At 72.3% G+C, this 11,761-nt stretch carries 8 protein-coding genes; 4 read left to right on the top strand and 4 right to left on the bottom strand.

Annotated elements, in window-relative coordinates:
- Positions 1-23 precede the first annotated feature (23 nt).
- Positions 24-3,548, top strand: a complete 3,525-nt coding sequence (gene cydD / locus ACN6LM_RS03320) for a thiol reductant ABC exporter subunit CydD (RefSeq protein WP_445063744.1) — start codon at positions 24-26, stop codon at positions 3,546-3,548.
- An 88-nt stretch (positions 3,549-3,636) separates the two neighbouring features.
- Positions 3,637-5,313, top strand: a complete 1,677-nt coding sequence (locus ACN6LM_RS03315) for a sensor histidine kinase (protein WP_445063743.1) — start codon at positions 3,637-3,639, stop codon at positions 5,311-5,313.
- Positions 5,314-5,376: 63 nt separating this feature from the next.
- Here the strand turns inward: ACN6LM_RS03315 and ACN6LM_RS03310 are convergent, their stop codons facing one another.
- Positions 5,377-6,243: a Cof-type HAD-IIB family hydrolase gene (locus tag ACN6LM_RS03310; protein ID WP_445063742.1), complete on the bottom strand. Its 867-nt coding sequence runs from the start codon at positions 6,241-6,243 to the stop codon at positions 5,377-5,379.
- Between the two features lie 143 nt (positions 6,244-6,386).
- Between ACN6LM_RS03310 and ACN6LM_RS03305 the strand changes: the two genes are divergently transcribed.
- A complete protein-coding gene (locus ACN6LM_RS03305) occupies positions 6,387-7,253 on the top strand; it encodes a DUF72 domain-containing protein (RefSeq protein WP_445063741.1) in 867 nt (288 codons plus the stop codon).
- Positions 7,254-7,262: 9 nt separating this feature from the next.
- On the top strand, positions 7,263-8,213 hold the full coding sequence (locus tag ACN6LM_RS03300; RefSeq protein WP_445063740.1) for an LLM class flavin-dependent oxidoreductase: 951 nt from the start codon (positions 7,263-7,265) through the stop codon (positions 8,211-8,213).
- A 35-nt stretch (positions 8,214-8,248) separates the two neighbouring features.
- On the opposite strand, the gene ACN6LM_RS03295 is transcribed toward ACN6LM_RS03300, so the two are convergent.
- From ACN6LM_RS03295 to ACN6LM_RS03285, 3 genes are all read right to left on the bottom strand, one after another.
- A complete protein-coding gene (locus ACN6LM_RS03295) occupies positions 8,249-8,791 on the bottom strand; it encodes an RNA 2'-phosphotransferase (protein WP_445063739.1) in 543 nt (180 codons plus the stop codon).
- A gap of 171 nt (positions 8,792-8,962) precedes the next feature.
- Positions 8,963-9,874, bottom strand: coding sequence for a MerR family transcriptional regulator (locus tag ACN6LM_RS03290; RefSeq protein ID WP_445063738.1), 912 nt, complete (start codon positions 9,872-9,874; stop codon positions 8,963-8,965).
- A gap of 53 nt (positions 9,875-9,927) precedes the next feature.
- Positions 9,928-11,700, bottom strand: a complete 1,773-nt coding sequence (locus ACN6LM_RS03285; protein ID WP_445063770.1) for an SDR family oxidoreductase — start codon at positions 11,698-11,700, stop codon at positions 9,928-9,930.
- Positions 11,701-11,761: the final 61 nt, after the last annotated feature.

Raw genomic sequence — 11,761 nt, 5'->3', positions numbered from 1 at the left:
CCGAGCCGCAAGGGATGTTTCACGTGAAACCGATCGACCCGCGCCTGCTCCGCCACGCCCGCGCCACACGCCTGTTCATGGTGGCCGTGGTGGTTCTCGGCTTTGCCGGGGCGGCGCTGGTCATCGCCCAGGCCATGCTCATCGCCGAGATCGTGGTGGGCGGATTCGAGGACGGGCTCTCGGCGGGCGGGCTGCGCACTCCGCTCCTGCTGCTCGCGGCGGTCGCGCTCGGGCGGGCCCTGGTCGCCTGGCTCACCGAGCTGGCCGCCCACCGGGCCGGTGCGGCCGTGAAGTCCGAACTGCGCCGACGACTGCTCGACCGGGCCGCGGAGCTGGGGCCGGACTGGCTGAGCGGGCAGCGCACCGGCTCGCTGGTGACGCTGGCGACCCGGGGGATCGACGCGCTGGACGACTACTTCGCCCGGTATCTGCCCCAGTTGGGCCTCGCGGTGGTCGTGCCGGCGGCCGTGCTGGCCAGGGTCGTGACCGAGGACTGGGTGTCCGCGGCGATCATCGTGGTCACGCTGCCGCTCATCCCGCTCTTCATGATCTTGATCGGCTGGGCGACCCAGTCGCGCATGGACCGTCAGTGGCGGTTGCTTTCCCGGCTCTCCGGCCACTTCCTCGATGTGGTGGCGGGACTGCCGACGCTGAAGGTGTTCGGCCGGGCGAAGGCACAGGCCGAATCCATCCGCAGGATCACTTCGCAGTACCGCCAGGCAACTCTGCGCACCCTGCGGATCGCCTTCCTGTCGTCCTTCGCCCTCGAACTCCTCGCCACCCTCTCCGTGGCCCTCGTGGCGGTCACCATCGGCATGCGGCTCGTGCACGGTGAACTCGACCTCTACACCGGTCTGCTGGTCCTGATCCTCGCGCCCGAGGCATACCTGCCCATCCGGCAGGTGGGGGCGCAGTTCCACGCGGCCGCCGAGGGCCTTTCGGCGGCTGAGGAGGTCTTCGCGGTCCTGGAGACGAAACCCCGCCCGAGCGGTACGGAGGAGGTCCCCGCGTCGCTGCGACTGGAGCTGGAGGGGGTGACGGTACGGCACGAGGGGCGGTCCGAGCCCTCGCTCGCCGCCACCTGGCTCACCGTCGAAGAGGGGGAGACGGTCGCCCTGGTCGGCCCGAGCGGTGTGGGCAAGTCCACGCTGCTGAACGTGGTGCTGGGCTTCACGGCCCCCGACGAGGGCCGGGTACGGGTCGGCTCCACCGATCTGGCGGACATCTCCCTCGAACGCTGGCGGGAGTGCATCGCCTGGGTGCCGCAGCGACCCCATCTCTTCGCCGGCACCATCGCGGAGAACGTGAGGCTCGCCCGGCCCGCCGCCGACGACAGCGCGGTGACGGCGGCGCTGCGCGCGGCGGGGGCGTACGAGTTCGTGCGAGGGCTCCCGGACGGCGATCGCACGGTGCTCGGTGAGGACGGCGCCGGTCTCTCCGCGGGCCAGCGGCAGCGGATCGCCCTCGCCCGGGCCTTCCTCGCCGATCGCCCGGTGCTGCTGCTCGACGAGCCGACCGCGAGCCTGGACGGCGAGACGGAGGCGGGGATCGTCGAGGCCGTACGGAGACTGGCCGCGGGCCGGACCGTGCTGCTGGTGGTGCACCGGCCGGCGCTGCTGCCGGTCGCGGACCGGGTGGTGACGCTGACGGCCTCGGCCGCCGTGGCGCAGGAATCCCCTGTCGCGCCGCCCAGGCCGTCCAGCTCCGCGAGCGCGCCCGGCGACATTCTGCCGACCGAGCCTGCGCCCACGGACGAAGCGCCCGAGGAGACCACGCCAACGCGTCGGCACGTGCTGACCCGGGTCCGGGACGCCGCCGGTGCCCAACGTGCCCGGTTCGGGCTCGCCCTGCTGCTGGGAAGCCTCGCCCTGGGATCCGCCGTCGGGCTCATGGCGGTCTCCGGCTGGCTCATCTCCCGGGCGTCCGAGCAGCCGCCCGTCCTCTATCTGATGGTCGCGGTGACGGCCACCCGTGCGTTCGGTATCGGCCGGGCGGTCTTCCGCTACGCCGAGCGTCTCGTCTCGCACGACGCGGTCCTGCGGATGCTCGCCGAACTGCGCGTCGCCGTGTACCGCAGTCTGGAGCGCATCGCGCCGGGCGGACTGCGCGGCGCCCGGCGCGGGGATCTGCTCTCGCGGCTGGTCGCGGACGTGGACGCGCTCCAGGACTACTGGTTGCGGTGGCTGCTGCCTGTCGGCACCGCCGTCCTCGTGGGCGCCGCGACCGTCGGCTTCACCGGCTGGCTGCTTCCCCAGGCGGGCCTGGTTCTGGCCGTGGGGCTGCTGCTGGCGGGTGCCGGGGTCCCGCTCGTCAGCGCTGCCTGCGCCCGCCGCGCGGAACGACGGCTGGCCCCCGCCCGCGCCGCTCTGGCCACCCGGATCACCGATCTGCTGGGCGGGACGGCCGAGCTGACCGTGGCGGGCGCCCTGTCGGGACGCGCGGCCCGTACCCGTGCGGCCGATGCAGCCCTCACCCGGATCGCGTCGCGTGCGGCGACGGCGACCGCGCTCGGGAGCGGCCTCACCGCTCTGGTCGCCGGCCTCACCGTGGTGGCCGCCGCGCTGGTGGCCCTTCCGGCGGTGGCGGACGGGCGGCTCGCCGGTGTGGAACTCGCCGTAGTCGTCCTCACCCCGCTGGCCGCCTTCGAGGCCGTGACCGGTCTCCCGCTCGCCGCCCAGTACCGGCAGCGGGTCAGCCGGAGCGCGGAGCGCGTGTACGAGGTGCTGGACGCCCCCGTGCCCGTACGGGAGCCCGAAGCACCGGCCGCGACGCCGGCGAACCCGTTCCCGCTGGAGGTACGCGGGCTGTCGGCCCGGTACGCGGACGCGGCCGACGACGCGCTCGCCTGCGTGGACCTCACGCTGGAGGCGGGCCGCCGGATCGCCGTCGTAGGGCCCTCGGGGTCCGGCAAGACCACGCTGGCCCAGGTGCTGCTGCGCTTCCTGGACGCGCGGACGGGCACCTACCGGGTCGGCGGCGTGGACGCCTCGACGCTGGACGGTGACACCGTGCGGAGGTTCGTCGGGTTGTGCGCCCAGGACGCCCATATCTTCGACAGCTCGCTGCGGGAGAACCTGCGGCTCGCCCGTCCCGCCGCGACCGAGCCCGAACTGCGCGACGCCCTGGCCCGGGCCCGCCTGCTCGACTGGGCGGACGCGCTGCCGGACGGGCTGGACACCCTCGTCGGGGAGCACGGCGCTCGCCTCTCCGGGGGCCAGCGCCAACGGCTCGCCCTGGCCCGGGCCCTGCTCGCGGACTTCCCCGTCCTCGTGCTGGACGAGCCCGCCGAGCACCTGGACCTGCCGACCGCGGACGCCCTGACGGCGGACCTGCTGACGGCGACCCTGGGGCGTACGACGGTTCTGATCACGCACCGGCTCGCCGGTCTCGAAGCCGTGGACGAGGTGGTCGTCCTCGACGCGGGCTCGATCGTTCAGCGGGGCCCGTACGACGTACTGGCCTCGGTCGACGGGCCGCTCCGCCGGATGCTGGCGCGGGAACGGGAGAGCGTCGGACGGCCGGAATGGGCCGTGGGGGCGCGCTCGTAGGCGTTGCCCCGCCGCTGGACCTCCCTTCCGGGCGGAGCGCGATCGATTCCGACTTTCCAGGTCAAATGTGACTAATTAGGCTCGCAGTATGTCTGAGGAGGATCCGGCCAGGAGCCTGCAGGGCCTGTCCACCGAGCTCACCGCCCAGGTGCCGCGCCTGCTGGAAGCCATGCGCTCCGTGGGGACCGGCCTCGAACTGCATTCCACGCTCGACCGGATCTGCGAGACGGCGGCGGAGCTGGCCCACGCCCGCTACGCCGCGATCGGAGTCGTGAACGAGGAGGGTGAAGGACTCTCCGACTTCGTCACCCATGGGGTTCCCGACCCGGTGGCGCACGAGATCGGCCGACGGCCCGACGGGCACCGGGGGCTGCTCGGCGCCCTCATCCACGACCCCCGCCCGCTGCGCCTCGCGGACCTGACCACCGATCCGAGGTTCGCCGGATTTCCGCCCGGCCATCCGCTCATGCGCACGTTTCTCGGCGTTCCGATCAGGGTCCAGGGCGAGATCTTCGGCAATCTGTATCTCGCGGAGAAGGACGGCGGCGGAGAGTTCAGCGACTACGACCTGCACCTGGTGCGGGTCCTCGCGACGGAGGCCGGGATCGCCATCGGCAACGCGCGGCTGTACGAGGCGGCCCGGCAGCGCGAGCGGTGGATCGACGGCTCGGTCGCCGTGACGACCGCGCTGCTCTCCGGCAGCGACGCCGACGAAGCGCTCACGGTCGTCGCGGAGCAGGCCCGCCGTCTCGCGGGCGCCGCGGCCGGCATCGTGCTGTTGCCGGCCGAGGGCGGCGGTCTGGAGATCGTCGCCGTCTCGGCGGATGATCCGGCCGACTCGCTCGGGGTGATCGTTCCGGCCCAGAGCCCCGTGGTGGGCATGCTCCTGAGCGGCGAGGCGGTTTTCGTGGACGACTCGGCCACCGACACCCGACTGATCACCAGGCTGGCGGATCCGTTCGGTCCGAGCATGCTGCTGCCCCTGCACAGCGGGGGCCGGGTGCTGGGCGCGCTGGCGATGCCCCGGGCCAGGGGCGACCGGTCCTTCACGGAGACGGAACGGACGCTGGCCACCCAGTTCGCCTCGCAGGCCGCGCTGGCCCTGATGATGGCCGAAGCCCAGCGCGACCGGGAACGCCTCGCGGTCTACGAGGACCGCGACCGGATCGCCCGCGACCTGCACGATCTGGTCATCCAACGGCTGTTCGCGACCGGGATGATGCTCGAGAGCGCGCAGCGGCGGTCGGACGTGCCGGAGGTGCAGACCGGGGTCGGCCGGGCGGTGGACGAGCTGGACGTGACCATCCAGGAGATCCGGACCGCGATCTTCGCGCTCCAGCAGGAACCGGCGGAGGCGCCGTCCGGGCTGCGCACCCGGGTCCTGCGCGAGATCAACATGGCCGCCGTGCCTCTGGGTTTCAAGCCGTTCCACCGCTTCGTCGGGGCGGTCGACTCGCTGGTCGGCGAGCTGACGGCCAAGAACTTGATCGCGGCGCTGCGGGAGGCGCTGTCCAATGCCTTCCGGCACGCCGCCGCGGCGCGCATCGAGGTGGTCGTGGACGCGACCGTCACGCTGGACGACGGGCGGAACGCGGTGCGGCTCTCGGTCGCCGACGACGGGGTGGGCATGCCGGAGGGTGGACGCCGCAGCGGTCTGCGGAACCTGGCCCGCCGGGCGGAGTCGCTGGGCGGGGCGAGCTGGTTCGAACAGGGGATCGGGGAGGGCGGCGGCGGTACGACGGTGGTGTGGCAGGCACCGCTGTGAGCACTGCTGCGCGGCCTCAGGGACAGGCCGGGCCCCAGGGGCCCGGCCCGCAGGCCCCTGGGCTCAGCGTCCCGCGAGGCTTCCCGCTCGTTCGGCGAGGATGCGCTCGATGACCACGGCCACGCCGTCCTCGTTGTTGGTGACCGTCCGGCCGGACGCGGCGGCGAGGGCGGCCGGGTGGGCGTTGCCCATGGCGTACGAGGTGCCGGCCCAGCTCAGCATCTCCACGTCGTTGGGCATGTCACCGAAGGCGACGACCTCGGCGGCCGCGATGCCGCGCTCGGCGCAGCACAGTTCCAGGGTGCTGGCCTTGGAGACGCCAGGCCCGCTGATCTCGATGAGCGCGGTGGGGCTGGACCGGGTGAAGGCGGCCCGTTCCCCGGCGGCCGCCCGGGCCAGCGCCAGGAACTCGTCCGGGTCCAGCTCGCCGTGCTTGGCGAGCAGCTTCAGCACGGGCACGCCTCCGCCCGGGGTCTCCTCGTGCAGCAGCTTCTCCGCGACCGCGATGGTGGCACCCGGGTCGAGGTGGAAGGGCGGATAGGCGGGCTCGTAGTGGATACCGGTGGTCAGCTCGACGGCGAAGGACGTGCCGGGCGCGGCGGCGCGCAGCGTGTGGACGACGTCCAGGGCCGTCGCGCGCTCAAGGCCCCGCACCTTCAGCAGCCGTCCACCGGCGTGCAGATCGGCGACGGCGGCGCCGTTGGCGCAGATCGCCAGACCGTGTCCGTGGACGTGGTCGCTGACGACGTCCATCCAGCGGGCGGGGCGGCCGGTGACGAAGAAGACCTCGACGCCCGCCTCCTCGGCGGCGGCGAGTGCCCGGACCGTGCGGTCCGAGACGGTCTTGTCGTCGCGGAGAAGAGTGCCGTCCAGATCCGTGGCGATCAGCCGGGGAGCGACAGGCGCGGACTGCTCGATAACGGTGGTCACCCGTACATTCTCGCGTACGAAAGCGCACGGGCGTGCGGAGGGTCGCACATTTGAGAGCCTATGGCTCTGACCTCCGAACATTCCTCCGGCATATGTCCGCGTCGCCCCGGAGTCGTGAGGAGAAGACGGGGAACACGGGCGGGATGGGAGAGATCCGGGTCGGCACCTGCTCATGGACGGACAAGGCCCTGTTGGCCAGCGGCTGGTACCCCCGGGGCAGCCGCGACGCGGAGGGACGGCTACGGCACTACGCCGCGCGGTTCCCGGTGGCGGAGGTGGACTCCACGTATTACGGGCTGCCCAGCATCCGCAACAGCCGTCTGTGGACCGACCGCACCCCGGACGGCTTCCGGTTCGACGTGAAGGCGTTCTCCCTGCTGACCGGGCACCCCACCCGTCCGGAGGCGCTTCCGGCCGACCTGCGCCCGGCCCTCGCGCGAGAGCGGGCGGGCGCCGACCCGGGCCTGCTGGACGAGGTGTGGCAGCGGTACAGCGCCGCGCTCGAACCGCTGCGGGCGTCCGGCCGGCTGGCCACGCTGGTCTTCCAGTTTCCCGCCCGGCTCGTACCGGGGAGGCCGGCGGAGGAGTTCCTCCGGCGGTGCCGTGCGCGTGCCGCGGGATGGCCCGTGGCGGTGGAGTTCCGGCATCCGGGCTGGTGGCACGGGGACCGGGCCGATGAGACGGCTGCCCTGCTGACGGATCTGGACGCGGCTGCCGTGGCCGTGGACATGGCCCAGACGCTGCCGGCCTCCGTGCCGCCGGTCGTACGGGTCACCCACCCGCGGTTCGCCCTCGTGCGCCTGCACGGCCGCAGCAGCGCCTGGGGAACGGGAACCAAGGAGGAGAGGTTCCGTCACACGTACACGACCGCTGAGCTCTCCGAGTGGGTGCCGCGTGTCCGCGAGATGGCCGAGCGGGCGCACGAGGTCCATGTGCTCTTCAACAACTGCTGCGGCGACGCCGCCGTCCGCGCCGCGGACGCGATGCGGCACCTCCTCGACCTCTCATAGGGTCGCCCCATGCGACTGAGCACTGTGATTCTGCCGATCCACCGCTGGCACCAGGATGGACGCGAGCGCTGGCGGCGCGCCGAGGAGCTGGGATTCCACGCCGCCTACACCTACGACCACCTGTCCTGGCGGGCCTTCCGGGACAGCCCGTGGTTCGGGGCACTGCCGACGCTCACGGCAGCCGCGGCAGCCACCGACCGGCTCCGGCTCGGCACGCTTGTCACCTCGCCGAACTTCCGCCACCCGGTCACCCTGGCCAAGGAGCTGATCTCGCTCGACGACATCTCGGCGGGCCGGATCACCCTCGGGATCGGCGCGGGAGGCAACGGCTTCGACGCGACGACCCTGCTGAGGAGCGGCGAGGTCCCGTGGACGCCGCGGCAGCGCGCCGACCGCTTCGGGGAGTTCGTCACGCTGCTGGACGCCCTGTTGCGCGAGCCGGCCGACAAGTCGTACGAGGGGGAGTTCTACGCGGCCACCGAGGCACGGAACCTCCCCGGCTGTGTGCAGCGGCCCCGGTTGCCCTTCGCCGTCGCCGCTACGGGGCCGCGCGGTCTGGCGCTGGCCGCGCGCCACGGTCAGGCGTGGGTGACCACGGGGGACCCGAAGCTGTACGAGGCGGGCAGCGGCGCGCAGTCGGCCGAGGCCCTCGGCCGGCAAATGGACGGGCTGGGGCGCGCGTGCGCGGAGACCGGGCGGGACGTGGCCGAGCTGGAGAAGATCCTGCTCACCGGATTCACGCCGGAGTTCAACCCGGGCCTGGCCGCGGGCGGGGGCCGGCCCTTCGACTCCGTCGACGCGTTCGTGGACTTCGCGGGCAGGCACGCGGAGCTGGGGTTCTCGGAGATCGTCGTCCACGCGCCGGTGCCCGCCGACGGACCGGGGTTCGACGCGGCGGTGCCGGACGAGAAGCTGTTCGAGGAGATCGCGACGCGGGGCGCGGCCCAGCTGGCCGGCTGACGGGGGGCGGGGTCCGTATGCTCTCGGGCCCCGGCTCAGCCCGGCAGGCGCAGGAACTCGGCGGGCACCGCATTCGTGAGCCACACCCCGTTGGCGCTGACCCAGAACGTGTGGCCCGCGCGGTGCATGGCGCCCGCGTCCACGGACAGCACGACGGGGCGCCCGCGCCGGGCCCCCACGCGGGTAGCGGTCTCGCGGTCGGGCGAGAGATGCACGTGGGTACGGTTCATCGGGCGCAGCCCCTCGGCACGGATCGCGCCCAGGGACCGGCCGACCGTACCGTGGTAGAGGTACTGGGGCGGTTCGGCCGGCGGCAGTCCCAGGTCCACGGTCACGGTGTGGCCCTGGCTCGCCCGGATGCGGTCGGCGTCCACGGCGAAGCGCTGCTTGTCGTTGGAGGCGACCACATGGTCGAGCTCCGCCCTGATGATCGGAAAGTGATGGCGAGCCGCCGCGCTCAGCAGCTCCTCGATCGGCACCCAGCCGTGGGCGTCGAGCGTGATTCCGATCCGGTCGGGCTGGTGCCGCAGGTGTGTGGAGAGGTACTTGGACACCTTGACGGTGCGTCTTTCGTCCATCCTTTCAGCGTGACCCTGACACGTCCTTGGCGCATCCTCATTTCGTTCGCGCTTCACCGAAACGATGTGGGCGCAGAGGTTTGATCCACAGTCAGTTTGAGTTATCCACAGGCAAATTGCAGCATCTGTGGACAACGGCCCGCCCGAATAGGCGTTTTGGGCAACATGTCGCTATCCGCGGGGTGGTGAGGCCAGCGAGTCCAACGTCCTTTTGTTCACCTCCCGTTCGGTCGCAGCGGCGATGAAGGCGCCCACGCCCTTGGGCCCAACCAGCTTTTCCACGGCATTGATCGTCGAGGCCGGCAATTGCACGGCGACCTCGCCACCAGCGGCGTGGACCGCTTCGGCGTACGCACCGGACGCCAGATGACCCTCCAAATGCCGCGTCGCGAACATCCGCATCGCACGCGCGAGTTCGACTTCCACGGTCTGTTGGGCGAGCGGCTTCAGGCGCCGCACCATCGACGCCGCGTCATCCGCCGCATCGGTCGTACGCGGATGGCCCAGATATCGGGCGAAGACATGCTCGGTCGTGAACTCCAGGAAGCGGGAGGTCATCTGCTCGACCTGGCCGCGAACTTCCCGCAACTGCGCCGCGATCGCCGTCAGCGGCACGCCCGCCGCGTACAACTCCACCGCGACCGCGAGTTCCTGAGGGCTCGGCACGCCGAACTCCTCGTCACTTCCCGGCAGGCGTTCGAGTACGCCGAGCTCGACCGCCTCGCCGATGGCCCGGTCATCGGCCTCTCCCCCGAACTTCGCGGTCAGTTGGGCGCGGGTGATGCGGCCGGCTCGCTCGCCGGTCCACGGGCCGTGCACCTCGGCGACGAGACCCAGGACACCCCCCAGCCCGCGTCCGGTGTCCCAGGCGTCGAGCAACTCCTTGATGCTGGCCAGGGTGTACCCCCGGTCCAGTAGACCGGCGATCTGACGGAGACGGAAGAGATGGTCGGGCCCGTACACATTTGCCCGGCCTCGTCGCTCCGGGGCGGGCAGCAGTCCGCGGTCCTGATAGCCCCGAATCGTACGGACCGTGGCGCCGCTGGCCTGAGCGAGATCCTCGATCCGGTACTCCGGCGCCAACCGCCCTGGCTCCGAACCGTGTTCGCCCTCGGAGTCTCCCGCACCCGCCCGGCTCACAGCGGCGGCTTCAGCCGGGCGATGCCCCGCAGCACGCCGGGGCCGACGCGGGACAGAAGGCGTACGGCATGCGACTCCGGTGTCACCGGGACGACGGCCTGATTGCGTACGACCGCGCGGAGAACCGCCTCCGCCACCTTTTCCGGCGGGTAGTTGCGCGCGCCGTAGAGCTTGCCGACGCGCCTTCGCAGTCGCTGCTCCTCCGCCGCGTCCGTCCCGACGAACCGCGCCGTGTCGGTGATGCCGGTGTTGACGATCCCCGGGCAGATCGCGCTGACCCCGATCGCCTTCTCGGCGAGCTCGGCGCGCAGACACTCGCTGAGCATCAGCACGGCGGCCTTGGACGTGCTGTACGCGGGGAAAGCGCGGGACGGCTGGAAGGCCGCCGCCGAAGCGATGTTGACGATGTGGCCGCCCTGGCCGCGCTCGGCCATCTGCCGCCCGAAGAGCCGGCAGCCGTGGATGACCCCCCACAGGTTCACATCGAGAACGTTCCGCCAGTCCTCGGGCGTCGTCTCCAGGAACGGCCCCGACAGCCCGATGCCCGCGTTGTTGACCAGCACGTCGACCACGCCGTGCTCATCGGCCACCCGGGCGGCAAGCTTCTCCATGGCCTGCTCGTCGCTCACGTCCACCGCCTCGGCCCAGGCTTCCGGAGCCCCGGCCGCCCGGGCCGACTCCGCGGTCCGCTCGGCCCCTTCGGCATCCCGGTCGACGGCCACCACCCTGGCGCCCGACCTCGCGAAGGCGAGCGCCGTGGCGCGCCCTATCCCGCCCGCGGCACCCGTCACCAGCACGAGCCGGCCGCCGAACCACTCCGCGTAGGGCCCATCCGCCCGGGACTCCACCGGAACGCCGGTCGTCCGGGCCGACTCGACGGCCGTCGCGAACTCACCGATCCACGAGGCCAGCTGGTCCGGGCGGGTGCGAGGCACCCAGTGCTTGGCCGGAAGCGAGCGGCGGGTCAGCTGCGGGACCCAGGACTCGAGGTCGTCGTAGAGCTGTTCCGACAGGAACACGTCCCCGGTCGGCGTGATCAGCTGCACCGGCACGTGCGCGTACGCGTCCGTACGGGGCCTGCGCAGCCGGGAACGCACGTTGTCCCGGTAGAGCCAGGCCCCGTGCGCCGCGTCGTTCGGCAGTGAGGGCGTCGGGTAATCGCCCGGGGGCACCTTCTCCAGCCGCTCCAGGATGCCCGGCCACCGCTTGCCGAGTGGCCCGCGCCAGGCCAGCTCGGGCAGGGCCGGGGTGTGCAGCATGTACACGTACCAGGACTTGGCTCCCTGTCCGAGGAGCTGATTGACCCGGCGCGGGGTCGGCCGGTGCACCCGGCGCTTGATCCAGTGCCCGAAGTGGTCCAGGGAAGGACCGGACATCGAGGTGAAGGACGCGATCCGGCCCTCCGTACGGCTGACCGTGGCGAACTCCCAGGACTGGACCGAACCCCAGTCGTGCCCCACCACATGGACAGGACGGTCCGGACTCACCGCGTCGGCCACGGCCAGGAAGTCGTCGGTCAGCTTCTCCAGCGTGAAGCCGCCGCGCAAGGGCTTCGGAGCCGTCGAGCCGCCGTGCCCGCGCACGTCGTACAGCACGACGTGCCATTCGTCGGCCAGCCGGGCGGCGACCTGCGTCCAGACCTCCTTGCTGTCCGGGTAGCCGTGCACCAGCACGATCGTCGGCCGCTCCGGATGCCCCAGCTCGACCACGCACAGCTCGATGCCCCCCGTGGCCACCCGGCGCTCGCGCGCGCCGGGCAGATCACGCAGCCGCGGGCCGCCGTTCCCCGCGGACCGCCCCTTGGCCGCGGGCCGTTCGCTCTTCCCTCGT

Source organism: Streptomyces sp. SAS_281 (genome assembly GCF_052542855.1).
Note: the sequence above shows the minus strand (reverse complement) of the source record. Positions and strands in the feature narration are given on the sequence as shown.